The sequence below is a fragment of the Providencia sp. AGC89 genome (genome assembly GCF_053543535.1).
In genome coordinates this window covers 313,613-329,760 of record NZ_JBIXLP010000007.1, presented here as the reverse complement: position 1 = coordinate 329,760, position 16,148 = coordinate 313,613, and the positions used below count along the sequence as shown (strand labels likewise).

Sequence of the window (16,148 nt, the reverse complement as noted above, 5' to 3'; positions counted from 1 at the left end):
CGCTTCAGAACTCTCAACATTATTGATGAAGGAACGCGTGAATGCTTGGCGATTGAGGTTGATACGTCATTACCGGCTGAACGCGTCATCAGGGTGCTTGAACGTTTAAAAGCCGAAAGAGGGTTACCGAAACAGATCCGAGTCGATAATGGCCCTGAACTCATTTCAGTTAACTTATTGAATTATTGTGAAGATAACCAAATTTTACTGTGCCATATTCAACCGGGAAAACCGCAGCAAAATGGGTTTATCGAACGTTTTAATGGTTCGTTCCGTCGAGAGTTTTTAAATGCGTATTTATTTGAATCATTAAGCCAAGTGCGAGAATTAGCGTGGTTTTGGCTGCAAGATTATAACCAAAATCGAACCCATGAAAGTTTAAATCACCTCCCACCGGAGGCCTATCGTCAACAGTTAGAAAACTCTAATTTAACGTGTCTCAATTAAAGGGGAGTGGACAAAGTGAATTCGACAAATAAAACCAATAATGATGAACTCTAAATAGTTTTTTGTTCACTAACTTAAAGGGGGAGCTTTTGCTCCCTTTTTGCTAATAAAATTTAAATAAAATAAACCTGACATCCCTTTACCTTATCATGAGAACAATTACTTAAAATCTGTATTCGTTGACAAGCATTTGCGCTAAAACTGTGGTTAAAGGGAGGATGAATTATGAAAAAATCATTACTAACACGTCTATTTGTTGCAATCATTTTTTTTACGGGGACTTCAATATTCGCTCAGGCAGCAGATAACACAGTATTAACGGAGTTAGCATTACATAAGACAACGGCTTATGAATACAGTGTGTTAAATATCACTCAAAACGAAGCTGATATTGAGTCAGAACGTGAAACTAAAGAGTTAGATAGTGCCCAGTTGCGTAGCATCACGAATGATAAACGATTTACTGGACGGCAGTTTGAAATATAAGTTAAATAAGTATCTATGATGTTTTTAAAGATGACTAATCACTAAAATCCGTATTGATAACGAAAAAAAACAATCTCAATCAGTATGAGGATAAAACATGTATAAGGGTTTATGTTTATGCGGTGCTGTAACAATCAGCGTGTCTAAGTCTGTTGATCAAATTAGTGTTTGTCATTGTGGTATGTGTCAAAAATGGAACGGGGGCCCGGGTTTCAGCATTGATGGGGGAAGTAATTTAACTATCGAAGGAAAGGAGGCAATAACGGTATTCGCTTCATCGTCTTGGGGAGAAAGAGCATTTTGTAAACATTGCGGTACCCATCTTTTTTATCACTTAATTTCCCCATCCACTTATTATGTGTCCGCAGCTTTATTCGAAGAAAGTAAAAATGCGCAAATGAGTATGCAGATTTATATTGAAAGTAAGCCAAAGTATTATAATTTCGTTGAAAAAACCCCTATGCTTACAGAGCAAGACATCATAAAACTAATGGGAGGGGTATCGGATTAAGTTGCACAGCTTATGGATTAAACTATATGCTATAAACAACAGGGCAAAAAGCCTCATTTCGTATTTTGTTTTCTATTTCTTTTGTTAAATTTAATTTGTATGTTATGCGTGTGCATTAAATTTGATTTATAATTAAGGGCATGGGCTCGCCTCGGCAAGTTAGTTTAAATATTGCTCATTAGTCGTCGGGCATTGCATTATTGAAATCATCCGCAGGTTGTTTTGAGGGAAAATAAATGAACAGTATGAAAGGAATGCGTCACGCTAGCAATATCGCGTGGGTACTGCAGTGGATATTAAACCTTGGTTTGATAGCATTAGCCGCGGTGCTTGTTTTCTTTTTAGCAAAAGAAACCGTTACGATGGCTTCATTGATGTTTGGAAGTACCAATGGGGCAACAGCGTATGAATTATTAGAAGGCATTGTCATATATTTTCTGTATTTTGAGTTTATTGCCTTAATAATCAAGTATTTTATGTCAGGTTATCACTTCCCACTAAGGTATTTTATCTATATCGGTATAACGGCAATCATTCGCCTTATCATTGTCGATCATAGTGACCCAATGACAACTTTATTGCATGCTGGTGCAATTCTGGTTCTTGTCATTGCCCTTTTTATTGCAAACACTGAAAAACTAAAACGAGAGTAATATTAATTAAGCTAATTTATCCATAGGCAAAAAAGAGTAGATTCGATTTCTTTTTTGTCTATAGATGATTCTGGTGGATACTTAAGCAATATATATTGGATGTCATACTATAAATTAATAAAATTTAAGATACGGTAAATTAGCTAAAAACTAATAAACTTAAATGTTATTAATGAAATTGAATTTATCTGGTTTATCCTATAAAAACTAATAACGAAAGTGTTTTACTTTTGAATATAGGTTATTTACTGTTATAAAGTCCCAATTCTAATAACATAAGTAACTTGTAAATATGACAACTAATACACTCTCTAAGAAAAAAGGGTTTTTAAACCGTGTCGAACGGATCGGTAATGTTATGCCAGATGTTACCATGCTGTTCGTTTATGCCCTTATTATATGTTGGTTTTTATCTTATCTACTTTCATTTGTAGATTTCAATTATTACCACCCAATATCAAAAGATAAAATCTCTATTGTTAATATGTTTCAGTATGAGGAAATAATACTATTTATTACAGCGGCAGTTAAAAACTTCATTAATTTCCCTCCGCTTGGTATAACAATTGTTGCCACACTAGGTATTGGCATTGCAGAAAGTAGTGGGTTTATTAATACGGCATTGAAAAAAATGCTATCGTTTATTTCCCCAAGAATGTTGACTCCAACCGTGGTCTTTGTGGGTATTGTTTCTCACATTGCCTCTGATTCTGCTTATGTCATTCTAATGCCAGTTGCTGCTATGATGTTCTATGCCAGTGGACGTCATCCATTAGCTGGTATTGCAGCAGCCTTTGCGGGGTTAGCTGGTGGATTTACTGCAAGTTATACGCCTTCTATTATTGACCCAATTATGCAGAGTTTTACGCAGGATGCCGCACAAATGTTGGCCCCCGGTTATAGCGTTAATGTGCTATGTAACTATTTTTTTAGTTTGGGTGGAACATTTGGTGTTATTTTCACCTGTTGGTTTATTACTGAAAAAATTGTTGAGCCTTGGTTAAATAAAAATTGCCCGATTACTTCAAGCGATGTTGATACTGACTCTGAGAAAAAATTAGGGATGATTACCGCAGTTGAACATCGTGCTTTTCGTATTTCAGGGTTAGTTCTGATTGCTTTAGGTATTGGCTTATTTGCGTTGTTATGGCCAGATTCTTCTCCATTACGTGGCCCTGATGGCAGTTTAACCAGCCCGAAAGCCCCGATCATGCAAATCGTTGTGCCATTGTTATTCATTTTCTTTGCGTTACCAGGGATTGTTTATGGGTATATGACGAAATCTTTTACATCAACAAGAGATGTCGTTAAGGCAATGGAAAACATTACTAAATCATTGATCCCATTTATTGTTTTTGCTTTTTTTGCCGCTCAATTCCTATATTCATTTCAGCATTCTAATTTAGGTACATTATTAGCACTATCAGGTGCTGAATTATTGCGGACATTAGATATGCCTTCTGGCATGACTGTTTTTGGTGTTATTTTGTTGACCGCGATATTAAATATCATGATCACATCAGCGACATCTAAATGGGCAATTATGGCGCCAGTATTAGTACCAATGCTTATGGCAGTAGGAATTTCGCCAGAGTTAACCCAAGCTGCGTTCCGTGTGAGTGATTCAGCGATGAACGTAAGCACACCGATGTTCCCTTTCTATCCTTTGATACTGATGTATTGCCAGAAATACTATAAAAATGCAGGGATAGGGACGTTGTGCTCTATGATGATCCCATTTACCATCGGGTTATTAATTATTCTGACGAGTACGTTATATCTTTTCTGGGCATTCGATATCCCAATCGGTTTTGACAGTGGTTATACATGGCACCCTGCACAATAAGCGGGCTTAATACCCGACATACTTGATATGTCGGGTAGATATAAAAAAGTTAAGGAATATAAAATGAATGAGTTAGGTAAACAATTAGAGCAGCGTTTTTATCGCTACCTCGCAATTGAAAGCCAAAGTGATGCAGCAAGTACTATTGTACCAAGTACAGAAGGGCAGCGTGAATTAGCTAAACTGTTAGCGGAAGAACTTGAAAGTTACGGCTTAAAAGATATTTATATTGATGAGCACGCCATATTATATGCGATGCGACCAGGCAATAAGCCTACTGCGCCAAAAATCGGCTTCGTCACCCATTTAGATACCGTTGATGTTGGCTTATCACCCGTGATTAAACCACAGACATTAAAATATGAGGGGAAAGACTTATGTTTAAATGCCAATGAAAATATCTGGTTCAAAACGGCAGAGCATCCTGAAGCGGCACCTTATGTAGGTGAAAATATTATTTTCAGTGATGGAACCAGTGTACTTGGTGCAGATAACAAAGCAGCGATTACCGTTGTGATGGAATTAATGAATAAACTGCAACATGCTGATTTTGATTGCGGGGATATTTATGTCGCGTTTGTACCTGATGAAGAAATCGGTTTACGTGGTTCGAAAATCATGGATTTATCCCGTTTTCAGGTAGATTTTGCTTACACTATTGATTGTTGTGCATTAGGTGAAGTTGTTTTTGAAACCTTTAATGCGGCCTCTATTGAGGTATCAATTAAAGGTATTACTGCGCATCCTATGTCAGCTAAGAATGTATTATTAAACCCTATTCGTGTTGCGCATGATTTTATTGGCTGTTTTGATCGTTTTGATACACCGGAACATACGGAACAGCGCGAAGGGTATTTCTATGTGACAGATTTAGTAGCAAACCCCGATAACGCAAAAATCAAAATGGCTATTCGTGATTTTGATCGCAATAGCTACGAAGCGCGTAAGCGTTTTATTGAACAAAGTATTGAGTTGATCCGAGCCCGTCACCCTAAAGCTAAAATTGAATTTAGAATTGATGATGTTTATAGCAATATAAGTGATTCTCTAGGGGATGACCGTACTGCTATCGATTTGATTTTTGATGCACTGAAAATTCAAGGTGTTGAAGCAAATGTAATCCCTATGCGTGGAGGGACTGATGGCTCTGCTTTATCGGCTCGAGGCATCTTAACACCAAACTATTTCACAGGGGCACTCAATTTCCACTCCTGTTTTGAATTTTTACCTGTGAGTTCTTTTGAGAAGAGTTATTTGGTATCAGAGACTATTTGCCGTTTAGTTGGGCAAAAATAGTTTAGTATTGATATTATGCGTAAAAGGCCATGTTATAAAGTGGCCTTTTTTATTGAATAGTTAATATTATTTACTTGGTGAATACTTTGTAGTTATAGTTTTTTTAACTTTAAAATAAGATAAATGAAAAAGAATATATGACTTTGTAACTATTTAATTTATTATTCTAACTGTTATCTCTAAATAAACACAGGGGGAGTAATTGATTAATATTATAATCATTGATGATAATAATATTACTATTCGCGGTTTTGAAGCTATATTTTCTCGGCATTCACGTTACAAAACTATCGCTTCATTTCCATCTATTCAGCAAGTGATTACATGGAATCGAAACCAAAAAGCGAATATTATTTTAATCAGTAGTGTTAAATTACAATATGATTCATTGAAAACATTACAAACACTTCGACGAACTCAACCAGATGTTGGGATAATTATTTATAATGTAAGAAATAATTATGCCTTTTTTTTAAAAGCATTAGATATAGGTATTTTTGGTTTGTTGAGTGTTCATGTCACAGAAGAAGACCTGATAGAGGCGATACGGGTGGTTAATGTAAAGCGCCGAATTATTTCTCCAGATATAGCCCAAGACCTTGCTCTGCACCGGTTAGATTATAGTCACCAGAAAGATTTATGTGATTTATTATCGGGACGTGAACTCGAAATCATGTTGATGATCACCAAAGGTATGCCGATTAAGGTCGTGGCGGAGGCTCTATCTCTAAGCCCAAAAACAGTAAATACTTATCGATATAGAATGTTTAGTAAACTTAATATCGGTAGTGATGTAGAATTAACACATATAGCTATTGGTTATGGTTTAATTACAGCAAAACAGGGTTTATCCGAGTGGCAGAACAGTTCGAGTCAAAAGCGTTCTTAAAAACAGTAACGAATCAACCGGGTGTTTATCGAATGTATGACACTGGGGGCACTGTTATCTATGTTGGTAAAGCGAAAGATCTTAAAAAACGCTTATCAAGCTACTTCCGTGAAAATGTGGGCAGCCGTAAAACAGAGCAGCTCGTTAAGCATATTGCTTCTATTGATGTCACTGTGACCCATACTGAAACGGAAGCATTACTCCTTGAACATAACTATATTAAATTATACCAACCTCGTTATAACGTGTTGTTACGAGACGATAAATCATATCCTTATCTTTTTTTAAGCAAAGAAGCCCACCCGCGTATTTCAATGCATCGAGGCGCTAAACATGCGAAAGGGGAGTACTTTGGCCCCTTCCCAAGTTCTTACGCGGTTAGGGAAACATTAGCCTTAATGCAGAAACTGTTCCCTATTCGCCAATGTGAGGACAGTGTTTATAAAAACCGCTCAAGGCCGTGTTTGCAATATCAAATTGGTCGCTGCTTAGGCCCTTGTGTAAAAGGGTTAGTGTCTGATGAAGATTATCAGCAACAAGTTGATTATGTACGCCTATTTTTAACGGGCAAAGATAAACAAGTTCTAGCTGGGTTAGTTGAACGAATGGAACAAGCCAGCCAAGCATTGCGTTTTGAAGAGGCTGCTCGTTTTCGAGATCAAATTCAAGCGGTGCGCGCAGTGACGGAAGAGCAATATGTTTCTGGTGATAGTGATGACCTCGATGTCATCGGCGTTTCTTTTGAATCGGGTTTGGCTTGTGTCCATGTTCTTTTTATCCGCCAAGGTAAAGTGCTTGGCAGCCGAAGCTATTTTCCTAAAGTGCCAACAGATACTCAACTTGAAGAGGTCGTCCAAACATTTTTAGGGCAATTTTATCTACAAGGCAGCGAAAATCGAACCTTGCCAGGTGAAATTCTGCTTGATTTCGCATTAACAGAAAAAGACCTATTAGCACAATCATTGTCTGAACTAGCAGGGCGAAAAATTAATATTCAAAGCCAACCACGTGGAGCAAGAGCGCGTTATTTGAAATTAGCACGTACGAATGCATCAATAGCGCTTTCTACACGGTTAGCTCAACACTCAACAATACAGCAACGTCTGGATTCACTTGGGAAAGTTGTTAACTTAACGTCGATCAACCGAATGGAATGTTTTGATATCTCTCATACCATGGGGGAGCAAACGGTCGCTTCTTGCGTTGTGTTTGATAAAACAGGGCCAGTGAAATCAGAATATCGGCGTTATAATATTACTGGGATCACGCCTGGGGATGATTATGCCGCAATGCATCAAGTGTTGACCCGTCGGTATGGTAAACATATTGATGAAAGTAAAGTACCGGATATCATTTTTATTGATGGCGGAAAGGGGCAACTTGGGCAAGCCAAAGATGTTTTTGCTTCACTTGAGGTGGATTGGGATAAAAACCACCCGTTATTAATCGGGGTGGCTAAAGGTACCGACCGTAAAGCAGGACTGGAAACATTATTTTTAAAACCGGAAGGGGAAGGGTTTGTATTACCTCCGGATTCGCCAGCATTACATGTGATCCAACATATTCGTGATGAGTCACATAATCATGCAATTACAGGGCATCGCCAGCGACGGGCAAAAGTAAAGAATACCAGTGCACTAGAATCGATTGAAGGTGTTGGGCCGAAACGCCGACAGATGTTATTAAAATATATGGGTGGCTTGCAGCCATTACGTAATGCAAGTATAGAAGAAATCGCAAAAGTGCCCTCGATCTCATACGCACTAGCAGAAAAGATCTATAATGCATTGAAACAGTGAGTGTCTTAGGGCAACATATTCATAATATCCAACTTGGTCAAAAAGTTAGTGAGCGTGATGAAATTAAACATACCAACGTGGCTGACATTATTTCGCGTCATCCTAATACCATTCTTTGTATTAGCTTTTTATCTCCCTGTCAGTTGGGGGCCTTTCGCATGCGCGCTTATTTTTGTCATCGCGGCGGTTACTGACTGGTTTGATGGCTTTTTAGCAAGGCTATGGAAGCAAACCACCAAGTTTGGTGCGTTTTTAGACCCTGTCGCTGATAAGGTTATGGTTGCTACGGCATTAGTATTAGTCACGGAAAGCTATGATGTCTGGTATGTGACTTTACCTGCCGCAACGATGATTGCTCGTGAAATTATCATCTCTTCTTTACGCGAATGGATGGCTGAAATTGGTAAACGTAGCAGTGTGGCTGTTTCTTGGATTGGTAAATTTAAGACGACAGCACAAATGATGTCACTAGTGGGGCTATTGTGGCGTCCAACGCCATTAATTGAAAACCTTTCAATTGCATTAATGTACATCGCGGCTATCTTAACATTTTGGTCAATGTTCCAATATTTAAAGGCTGCTTGGGCTGATTTGAGCGAAGCGTGATCGAAATGATTGAAAAAACAGCGAACGATCCAATTATTTCAATAATTGTATTGACTCGAAAGGTGAAATCAGTAGAATGCATCGCATCGAACGGCAACATGGTTTACCAAAATAAATAAGTAAATCAGCCAGTTTGAAAAGCATAAGCTGAAAAGTAAAGCTTTAAGCGGGAATAGCTCAGTTGGTAGAGCACGACCTTGCCAAGGTCGGGGTCGCGAGTTCGAGTCTCGTTTCCCGCTCCAAATTTCGCAAGAAATTAGGATAAGGCGCGTTAGCAAAGCGGTTATGCACCGGATTGCAAATCCGTGTAGCTCGGTTCGACTCCGGGACGCGCCTCCAAATTTAGCCCAGGTGGTGAAATCGGTAGACACAAGGGATTTAAAATCCCTCGGCCTTTAGGCTGTGCGGGTTCAAGTCCCGCCCTGGGCACCATCTTGAAGTAAACAAGCCTCAATGGTGTGTTTTATTTTAAGTTATAACTGGTCAATATATATTGTCTACCACAATATATTGATTAGTGGGTAAATGAGTAATTTACCTAGATGTTGTAAGAAAGACAATTTGGCCCAGGTGGTGAAATCGGTAGACACAAGGGATTTAAAATCCCTCGGCCTTTAGGCTGTGCGGGTTCAAGTCCCGCCCTGGGCACCATCTAAACTTAATTGAGGTTACTCTTTAAGTTTAACATTTAACCACCTTGAGGTGGTTTTTTTGTATCTAAATTTTGGCTTAACAAAGTTAGTGTTACGTGATGCTTTAACTGCTCAGCCATTTTTCGCTTCCCACTCATATATCACCCACCAAAAGAAAGCACATGGGTATGCCATGTAAATTAACACTAAATTGGTGTAAAAAACCGTAAGTCAGACCGTTCCGCCAGTGTTTTATGTCAGTATTCTAACTTTAAAAGAGGACCTGACTATGTCTAACATGAAAACAGAAGTTGTCGTTGTACGGTTAACTAAACACGAACGAGCGCTATTAGATACGGTGAAAACAAAGCCGCTATTAGCTGATTGGTTGAAAGAAATTGCAATGGCTGAGGCAAAACAACGAAAAAACAAAGAAGCATAAAGTTGTAAATTACCTTTATTATGCGAGGTTATTCTTTTTGATAAAAGGAAGGTTACCTTTTGATTAATCGACTACTTTTGTTAGTATCCAATGAGATAATTTAATTAGGATGCTACAAGCAATGATAAAGGGAATTTTGATTTCTATTTTGGTTGTATTAACCTCTGGTTGCATGACAAATAAACAGAGTGCCCCTTATGGTTTTCAGTGGGGGCTACAACCAAGTGATTTAAAAAAATTACGGTTAAAAGAAACCCAGTGCACTGGGTTTCAAGAAGGCGGGGCGCTATGCTCTGTTGTAGGTTCTCCTGAATTTCATAATAAACCCTTTTTATTAATATTTTCACGGGAAAATAATACATTGATGTTAATTTCAGCACAGGGAAATGCTAGTCGTGACCAGATGGTGATCCTTAATGAATATGATGAAATTAACCAGAGAATGTTTGAATCATATGGCTTGCCAAAACAAACCATTGAACGTTATAAGCGAGACGTGTTTTTCTTAGATAAAATCTCAGATGATGAAACGACACCATTTAAGCGAGTATATGAACAAGGTGATATGCGAATTATGGTCGGGATTGTGAGTAACTCCCATTTCAGAAAGATACAAGACAAAAAGGACATTATTTATTCAGTTATGGTTATTCATAGTTTAATTCCAAATAAGCCGCAATAGGCGGCTTCTAAGCAAGTACGCAACTTCTTAGATTTATTTGCTTTTGCGTTTTTTAATCAGCTCGCTCATATCTTTCTGCCTTTGAATAAGTGACTCAATCTCCGCGTGGTAGATATCAGTGAAATGACATTCTAAAGAAGTTGCTTCCCCATCGAAGACTTCAACATAGCTACCATCTTGTTTAATTCCCCAGTAATGGTTGTCGTCCCCAATGATTTTTAATAATGGTAAGACATCAGTAACCTCATAAATTTCCCTTAGACTGTTATAAGCAGTTTTAATACTTGCCCACTCAGGTAGTTCTTCAGTTTCGATGCCTAAAATGACTAAACCACGATGAAATGTCCACGCAGGGCCAACATCAAACAGCTTTGCTTCTGGCCAAGCGTCTTCTTGAGCTAAGACACATAGCCCATTAGTACGTTGCGAAAAGCGCAAAAAATCTTCGGGTAGCGTAATGCCTGTTACATTCTCTAAATCACGAATTGCTTCCTCAGTCGGTGAATGTGCCGCAACGACGTGAAAATCTTTTTTATTTATTTGCTGCAGAGTTTCCCAAATCAGTTCATAAAATTGTTCTGGGGGCATAGTGAAATACTCCTTAATCTGATGGGTATATAAAGTGCGTTATTTTCCGGATTTTTTACATAAATTGCGATCGTTTTCCAACTAAGAAAAGTCTTGTAGATGAAAATATCATTAGGTGATGGACTAATGATAAATATTTTATTAAGTAGACTGAGAAAATATAATGAAAAAAGCCGTATTACTTACATTATTTGTCATGTTGATACCCTTATCGTCACAAGCGGGTTCTAGTTATTATAGTTGTGAGAAAAAACTGATAAAATTAGAGAAAGAGTTTCGTAGTGCTGTATCTCATGGTAATAAACATAAAATTTATAAAATAAAGAAAAAAATCCATAAGCTGGGTGATAAATGTTATGACAGTTATTCAGGAGCAACAAGGGGATATGATTATTATCCTAGAGGAAAAGCCAGTGAGCTTGAGAGAGAACTGGATTCACTGAGGCGTGTTCTTGAAGCTTTGAACGACTTAAAATAGACACATTATTGGCAAAATGAGAAATAAACTGGTCTGTTCACTATGTTTATGCTCACTCTGTCTTAAGTAAATGGATAATATCAGGTATATTAGAACCTGATTGTTAGCTACCAAGAAAAAATTATTATGATTATCAAACCTAAAATTCGTGGTTTTATCTGTACTACAGCTCATCCAGCAGGCTGTGAAGCCAATGTACGTGAGCAAATAGCCTACGTGAAATCACGCGGCGAGCTGAAAAATGGCCCTAAAAAAGTTCTAGTTATTGGGGCATCCACCGGTTATGGCCTAGCATCTCGTATCAATGCTGCATTTGGCAGCGGTGCGGCTACTATCGGCGTTTTTTTTGAAAAACCAGGCAGTGAAAGTAAGACAGGCTCTGCAGGTTGGTATAACTCAGCCGGTTTTGATAAAGCAGCAAAAGAAGAGGGGCTATATGCAAAAAGCATCAATGGTGATGCCTTCTCGAATGAATGCCGTCAAACCGTCATTGATTTAATCAAACAAGATTTAGGCCAAATTGACCTTGTTGTTTATTCACTTGCATCACCCGTTCGTAAAATGCCAGAGACAGGTGAAGTGGTACGTTCTGCGTTAAAACCTATCGGTGAACCGTATAAATCAGTTGCGTTGGATACCAACAAAGATGTGCTGATTGAAGCCGTTGTTGAACCTGCAAATGAACAAGAAATTGCTGATACCGTTAAGGTGATGGGCGGGCAAGACTGGGAACTGTGGATGAACGCATTAGATGAAGCCGGTGTTCTGGCAGACAATGCACAGTCTGTGGCTTATTCTTATATCGGTACAGATTTGACTTGGCCAATATACTGGCATGGGACGTTAGGTAAAGCTAAAGAAGATTTAGACCGCGCTGCGTATGCAATCAACCAAAAATTGCAAGCGAAGGGTGGGGCTGCGTACGTCGCAGTATTAAAATCTGTCGTTACTCAAGCGTCTTCAGCTATTCCTGTGATGCCTCTTTATATCTCAATTGTATTTAAGATCATGAAAGAGCAGGGGATACATGAAGGCTGCATCGAACAAATCCAACGTTTATTCGCAACTAAATTGTTTACAGGCACGTCACCTGAAACAGATGAAAAGCACCGTTTGCGCTTAGATGATTGGGAGCTGCGTGATGATGTACAAAGTACATGTCGCGAAATTTGGCAGCAGCTTAATGATAATAACATCAATGAATTAACAGATTACCAAGGGTATAAAGCTGAATTTTTACGCTTATTTGGTTTCGGCTTAGATGGTGTTGATTATGATGCTGATTTAAGCGGTGAAGTTAACTTTGAAGTAAAAGAACTCATTTAATTGCTTTAATATCATAGAAGCTGTGATTAAAACCCGCATTTATCAATGCGGGTTTTATATTATCTATTAATCTATTTTACTTTTCACATATTGGATGAATTGTTGGCTGGTTTGTTCTGATGCGAAACTACGAGCGGGGATAATAATTGCGTAGATTCTATCCAAGTACAGATATAATAAATCACCATCGGTTCTAATAAATTGTACAGCGCTCCATTTTATTAAAGAAGTTCCATGGATACTTTTCTCATGTATACCTTCTTCATCAATACAATATTCTCGTTCAGTAAATAAAAAACCATTATCATCAGGAATTGCTTTATTTAGGACCTGAACAAGACGTAATGCAAAAGTGATAAACAGCAGTACTGCTAGTAAAAATGAAGTGAATATAATTGGTAAGGTCGCATTAAAATACCGAAAAGTGAAAACACAGGCAACGACAAAAATCATGACTAAAACTAAAAAAGGTAAATTATTGGTCTTATCTTTAGTGAAATAATGGTTTTTATGGCTGTAACGACTGAATTTCATATAATCTGCACGATTAAGTATTACAGAAATTGGATCTATCATAATCAGGTTTTTAGGTTGTTTTATAGAGTGGTTATAGTGAGGATAGTAACGATAATTGTGGGTGGTGTAAATCTGATCGCTTATATAAAATAAACAATCAGATTAGTTTCTTCAAAAAATAAGCTAAGTGATTATTGTTCTATAAAAACTTCGCCATTTCGAATGACGGCTTTGCCAGTGACTGTACCGTTTTCATCAAATTCTGTTACTGTACCTACGAGTACACCATTATTAAATGTACCTGTAATATTAGGTTTATTGCTTGCGGTATCATGGAAAATTGTAAATGGACCTGATAATTTACCTTTGTTTACCGTCATCTCAAGATCAATACGCCCATTCTTATGATAATTACGTACAGTTCCGTTGACTAAACAATCTTTAAGTTGAATGTCAGATTCTGGATTCCCATTTTCATAATAGGTTTTGATGTATTTGTCGAAACATCCTTTTTTTATCCATGTTTTGAATTCTGGTTTACCATTATCATATTCCATTCCAAATGGCCCATCCGAAATACCTTTTGGTGCTTTTGTGGACGGAAATTCAATATTTTTAAGTTCATCTAAGGATGAAAATTTGGATTCTGATTTTGAGGAAGTAGCGAGTTGGCACCCTGAGATAAATAAAACTAGAGAACATAATACAACTGATTTAAAACGATTTAGCATTAACATATAAACCCTATTATTTGCTGTGAAAAAATAATTGATTCAAATAACTATATGACTATAGCCTTTTTATAACGGCGTGTTGTGAGAATTATCTTAATTTATTCATTTTTAGTTATAAGCCCAGCATTTGTTTTTATCGTTTATTTGAACATTTTTAAATAACTGATTTTAGTCAGGACGATTATAAGGTAATTTAATGAAGTTAAGTGATTTTGTAAAAAAGGGAGTCATGGATGTTAGTTGTTGAAATGTTAAGTACCGGCGATGAAGTTTTACATGGGCAAATAATCGATACAAATGCGGCTTGGTTGGCGGATTATTTCTTTCAGCAAGGGCTTCCTTTATCTAGCAGAACGACAGTTGGGGATGATTTAGAGAGTTTAATCTCTACTTTTCTTGAACGCAGCTTACATGCAGACATTCTGATTGTTAATGGAGGGCTCGGCCCAACAAGCGATGATTTAAGTGCATTAGCAGCGGCTAAAGCTGTGGGAGTTCCTCTGGTAGAACACTCACAGTGGGTTACGGTTATGGAAAACTATTTTATTGCGAGAGGGCGAGTCATGCCTGAAACGAATCGCAAGCAGGCATTATTACCTGAAAATGCAGAATTAATTGATAACCCCGTTGGAACTGCTTGTGGTTTTTCATTAAAACTAAATGATTGTGTGCTTTTTTTCACGCCTGGGGTTCCTTCAGAATTTAAGGTCATGATTACTGAACAAATCTTACCTCAAATACGTGAGAAATTTACATTACCGGAACCGCCAGTTTGTTTGCGTTTAACTAGTTTTGGGCGTAGCGAAAGTAGTTTGGCAAAACAGTTTGATAGTATCTCTTTACCGGATGATTGTGTGCTTGGATATCGTTCTTCAATGCCAATTATTGAATTAAAACTGACAGGGCCTGCATCACGACGCCAACAAATGGAGAAATGCTGGCATACGATTAAACAAGGTGTTGGCGATAATATGATTTTTGAGGGGACGGAAGGTTTTGCTCAGAAAATTGCTAAACAATTACAAGATAGGGGGCTCCAAATAGCGCTGAGTGAACAATTTAGCGCAGGTTTATTAAATTGGACATTAAATGCGGCTAATATCTTAGTGCATCATGGTCAAGTTATTGTTCCGCAGTCGGAACAAAGCTTAATAAGCCTATTGCAACAAGCCAAAGATAATGCAGCTCAACAATCCGTACAGATTGGGCTCGCAATTGGTGATTATCATGACCAATACTTAAATGTAGCGCTATCAACACCAACAGGAAGCTATGCACAGCGGATACACTACTTACCTAATAATCATAGCCAAAAAGAAAAACAAGAAGTGAGCGTCATGTTAATGTTAGATATGCTGTCGCGCTGGTTAAATGCTCGAGAAGTTATTGGTTATTATGAGTGGTTAGTTCAAGTTGAGACTTTGGTTCTGGATAATGAGCTAAATGATGACGTTAAATCTTAATGGTTATATTCCAATGCTAGAAGAGGTTCCAATCCAATCGGAATTTCAGGAAATAATTACTGAAACAGTGGAGCAACTCGCTTGGCTATTCAAAACGAAATTACATAGTGTTTATGTATATGGAAGCGTTGCGAGGGGAAGCGCAACGCCTCAGCAATCGGATCTCGACCTTTGTGTCATTTTATTGCAACCAGCGACTGTACAAGAGAATGCTGGGCTAACTGAAATGCAACTACAATTAGTCACTCAGTACAGCAACGTTAGTAAAATAGATTTTGATATAGGTTTATACTCTGAAGTTATTGATAAAGATAATTTATATAGCTGGGGGTATTGGATAAAGCACCAATGCCGTTGTATTTGCGGGGCGGATTTGTCTACCCAATTTAATCCTTTTATGCCTTCACGGCAGATTGCTGAAGCGGTGAATGGTGATTTTGTTGAGGTGCTAAATGGCTATATACAGAAAATAAAAAATTGCAATAATTTCGATGAATTAAAGTTATTACAAAGAGCGGCTGCAAGGAAATTAATACGTTCAACAGATGTATTAAGGTTAGATACTGATCGGGATTGGCCAAGTAGTTTAAAGGATTATATGCAAAAATTTACGGGTAGATACCCTGAGCAAAAAAGTCGATTAGATTATTTTTTTACTCAGAGTTTACATCCTTCAGCTGATGCTAACCAATTTATAGATAATTTAATAGCCTTTATTAATTGGTTAGATCATGAAAGAAATATAGCGGGTTAA

Annotated in this window: 18 protein-coding genes and 4 tRNA genes; 19 read left to right on the top strand and 3 right to left on the bottom strand. The window is 37.7% G+C overall.

Annotated features, from left to right (window positions below):
* From ACIPUA_RS04285 to ACIPUA_RS04215, 15 genes are all read left to right on the top strand, one after another.
* The coding region (locus ACIPUA_RS04285) for a transposase (RefSeq protein WP_449059244.1) at positions 1 to 447 on the top strand (447 nt) is incomplete at its 5' end.
* 225 nt (positions 448 to 672) lie between these two features.
* A complete protein-coding gene (locus ACIPUA_RS04280) occupies positions 673 to 933 on the top strand; it encodes a hypothetical protein (RefSeq protein WP_042844169.1) in 261 nt (86 codons plus the stop codon).
* A gap of 97 nt (positions 934 to 1,030) precedes the next feature.
* Positions 1,031 to 1,444, top strand: a complete 414-nt coding sequence (locus ACIPUA_RS04275) for a GFA family protein (protein ID WP_042844168.1) — start codon at positions 1,031 to 1,033, stop codon at positions 1,442 to 1,444.
* Positions 1,445 to 1,689: 245 nt separating this feature from the next.
* Positions 1,690 to 2,097: a phosphate-starvation-inducible protein PsiE gene (gene psiE, locus ACIPUA_RS04270; protein ID WP_370661220.1), complete on the top strand. Its 408-nt coding sequence runs from the start codon at positions 1,690 to 1,692 to the stop codon at positions 2,095 to 2,097.
* Positions 2,098 to 2,389: 292 nt separating this feature from the next.
* Positions 2,390 to 3,943 carry an AbgT family transporter gene (locus ACIPUA_RS04265; RefSeq protein WP_042844166.1) on the top strand — a complete coding sequence of 518 codons (1,554 nt, stop codon included), beginning with the start codon at positions 2,390 to 2,392 and terminating at the stop codon, positions 3,941 to 3,943.
* Between the two features lie 63 nt (positions 3,944 to 4,006).
* Positions 4,007 to 5,239 (top strand): peptidase T, encoded by a 1,233-nt coding sequence (pepT, locus tag ACIPUA_RS04260; protein ID WP_042844165.1) that lies wholly within the window; start codon positions 4,007 to 4,009, stop codon positions 5,237 to 5,239.
* A gap of 202 nt (positions 5,240 to 5,441) precedes the next feature.
* Positions 5,442 to 6,128: a LuxR C-terminal-related transcriptional regulator gene (locus tag ACIPUA_RS04255; protein ID WP_042844164.1), complete on the top strand. Its 687-nt coding sequence runs from the start codon at positions 5,442 to 5,444 to the stop codon at positions 6,126 to 6,128.
* Positions 6,095 to 7,927: an excinuclease ABC subunit UvrC gene (gene uvrC / locus ACIPUA_RS04250; RefSeq protein ID WP_042844163.1), complete on the top strand. Its 1,833-nt coding sequence runs from the start codon at positions 6,095 to 6,097 to the stop codon at positions 7,925 to 7,927. The genes ACIPUA_RS04255 and uvrC overlap by 34 nt, the downstream gene beginning before the upstream one ends.
* 57 nt (positions 7,928 to 7,984) lie before the next feature.
* Positions 7,985 to 8,533 (top strand): CDP-diacylglycerol--glycerol-3-phosphate 3-phosphatidyltransferase, encoded by a 549-nt coding sequence (gene pgsA / locus ACIPUA_RS04245; RefSeq protein WP_042844162.1) that lies wholly within the window; start codon positions 7,985 to 7,987, stop codon positions 8,531 to 8,533.
* A gap of 166 nt (positions 8,534 to 8,699) precedes the next feature.
* Positions 8,700 to 8,775, top strand: a tRNA-Gly gene (locus tag ACIPUA_RS04240).
* 23 nt (positions 8,776 to 8,798) lie between these two features.
* Positions 8,799 to 8,872, top strand: a tRNA-Cys gene (locus ACIPUA_RS04235).
* Positions 8,873 to 8,878: 6 nt separating this feature from the next.
* Positions 8,879 to 8,965 (top strand) — tRNA-Leu (locus ACIPUA_RS04230).
* A 132-nt stretch (positions 8,966 to 9,097) separates the two neighbouring features.
* Positions 9,098 to 9,184: transfer RNA gene (locus ACIPUA_RS04225), tRNA-Leu, on the top strand.
* A gap of 270 nt (positions 9,185 to 9,454) precedes the next feature.
* Positions 9,455 to 9,607, top strand: a complete 153-nt coding sequence (locus ACIPUA_RS04220; RefSeq protein ID WP_042844161.1) for a hypothetical protein — start codon at positions 9,455 to 9,457, stop codon at positions 9,605 to 9,607.
* Between the two features lie 121 nt (positions 9,608 to 9,728).
* On the top strand, positions 9,729 to 10,289 hold the full coding sequence (locus ACIPUA_RS04215) for a hypothetical protein (RefSeq protein ID WP_042844159.1): 561 nt from the start codon (positions 9,729 to 9,731) through the stop codon (positions 10,287 to 10,289).
* Between the two features lie 33 nt (positions 10,290 to 10,322).
* On the opposite strand, the gene ACIPUA_RS04210 is transcribed toward ACIPUA_RS04215, so the two are convergent.
* Positions 10,323 to 10,877, bottom strand: coding sequence for an SMI1/KNR4 family protein (locus ACIPUA_RS04210; RefSeq protein WP_449059302.1), 555 nt, complete (start codon positions 10,875 to 10,877; stop codon positions 10,323 to 10,325).
* 163 nt (positions 10,878 to 11,040) lie between these two features.
* Between ACIPUA_RS04210 and ACIPUA_RS04205 the strand changes: the two genes are divergently transcribed.
* Together ACIPUA_RS04205 and fabV are read left to right on the top strand one after the other, a co-directional pair.
* On the top strand, positions 11,041 to 11,355 hold the full coding sequence (locus ACIPUA_RS04205; RefSeq protein ID WP_048606937.1) for a DUF1090 family protein: 315 nt from the start codon (positions 11,041 to 11,043) through the stop codon (positions 11,353 to 11,355).
* A 126-nt stretch (positions 11,356 to 11,481) separates the two neighbouring features.
* Positions 11,482 to 12,681 (top strand): enoyl-ACP reductase FabV, encoded by a 1,200-nt coding sequence (gene fabV, locus ACIPUA_RS04200; protein WP_042844155.1) that lies wholly within the window; start codon positions 11,482 to 11,484, stop codon positions 12,679 to 12,681.
* Positions 12,682 to 12,747: 66 nt separating this feature from the next.
* Here the strand turns inward: fabV and ACIPUA_RS04195 are convergent, their stop codons facing one another.
* Both ACIPUA_RS04195 and ACIPUA_RS04190 read right to left on the bottom strand, forming a co-directional pair.
* The gene (locus tag ACIPUA_RS04195; protein WP_449059301.1) at positions 12,748 to 13,215 is read right to left on the bottom strand and encodes a YcxB family protein; all 468 of its coding nucleotides are present in this window, start codon (positions 13,213 to 13,215) and stop codon (positions 12,748 to 12,750) included.
* 173 nt (positions 13,216 to 13,388) lie between these two features.
* Positions 13,389 to 13,934, bottom strand: coding sequence for a toxin-antitoxin system YwqK family antitoxin (locus ACIPUA_RS04190; protein WP_210855743.1), 546 nt, complete (start codon positions 13,932 to 13,934; stop codon positions 13,389 to 13,391).
* 230 nt (positions 13,935 to 14,164) lie between these two features.
* Here ACIPUA_RS04190 and ACIPUA_RS04185 point away from each other — a divergent pair, with 230 nt between their 5' ends.
* Both ACIPUA_RS04185 and ACIPUA_RS04180 read left to right on the top strand, forming a co-directional pair.
* A complete protein-coding gene (locus tag ACIPUA_RS04185) occupies positions 14,165 to 15,394 on the top strand; it encodes a nicotinamide mononucleotide deamidase-related protein YfaY (protein ID WP_166685375.1) in 1,230 nt (409 codons plus the stop codon).
* A complete protein-coding gene (locus ACIPUA_RS04180) occupies positions 15,375 to 16,148 on the top strand; it encodes a nucleotidyltransferase domain-containing protein (RefSeq protein WP_071548001.1) in 774 nt (257 codons plus the stop codon). Before ACIPUA_RS04185 ends, ACIPUA_RS04180 begins: the two co-directional genes overlap by 20 nt.

Excerpts from the sequence above, each read along its gene's own strand:
- ACIPUA_RS04280 (WP_042844169.1), top strand. The coding sequence starts at position 673 with ATGAAAAAATCATTACTAACACGTCTATTTGTTGCAATCATTTTTTTT.
- ACIPUA_RS04275 (WP_042844168.1), top strand. The coding sequence starts at position 1,031 with ATGTATAAGGGTTTATGTTTATGCGGTGCTGTAACAATCAGCGTGTCT.
- psiE (WP_370661220.1), top strand. The coding sequence starts at position 1,690 with ATGAAAGGAATGCGTCACGCTAGCAATATCGCGTGGGTACTGCAGTGG.
- ACIPUA_RS04265 (WP_042844166.1), top strand. The coding sequence starts at position 2,390 with ATGACAACTAATACACTCTCTAAGAAAAAAGGGTTTTTAAACCGTGTC.
- pepT (WP_042844165.1), top strand. The coding sequence starts at position 4,007 with ATGAATGAGTTAGGTAAACAATTAGAGCAGCGTTTTTATCGCTACCTC.
- pgsA (WP_042844162.1), top strand. The coding sequence starts at position 7,985 with ATGAAATTAAACATACCAACGTGGCTGACATTATTTCGCGTCATCCTA.
- ACIPUA_RS04220 (WP_042844161.1), top strand. The coding sequence starts at position 9,455 with ATGTCTAACATGAAAACAGAAGTTGTCGTTGTACGGTTAACTAAACAC.
- ACIPUA_RS04215 (WP_042844159.1), top strand. The coding sequence starts at position 9,729 with ATGATAAAGGGAATTTTGATTTCTATTTTGGTTGTATTAACCTCTGGT.
- ACIPUA_RS04210 (WP_449059302.1), bottom strand. The coding sequence starts at position 10,877 with ATGCCCCCAGAACAATTTTATGAACTGATTTGGGAAACTCTGCAGCAA.
- ACIPUA_RS04205 (WP_048606937.1), top strand. The coding sequence starts at position 11,041 with ATGAAAAAAGCCGTATTACTTACATTATTTGTCATGTTGATACCCTTA.
- fabV (WP_042844155.1), top strand. The coding sequence starts at position 11,482 with ATGATTATCAAACCTAAAATTCGTGGTTTTATCTGTACTACAGCTCAT.
- ACIPUA_RS04195 (WP_449059301.1), bottom strand. The coding sequence starts at position 13,215 with ATGAAATTCAGTCGTTACAGCCATAAAAACCATTATTTCACTAAAGAT.
- ACIPUA_RS04190 (WP_210855743.1), bottom strand. The coding sequence starts at position 13,934 with ATGTTAATGCTAAATCGTTTTAAATCAGTTGTATTATGTTCTCTAGTT.
- ACIPUA_RS04185 (WP_166685375.1), top strand. The coding sequence starts at position 14,165 with ATGTTAGTTGTTGAAATGTTAAGTACCGGCGATGAAGTTTTACATGGG.
- ACIPUA_RS04180 (WP_071548001.1), top strand. The coding sequence starts at position 15,375 with ATGATGACGTTAAATCTTAATGGTTATATTCCAATGCTAGAAGAGGTT.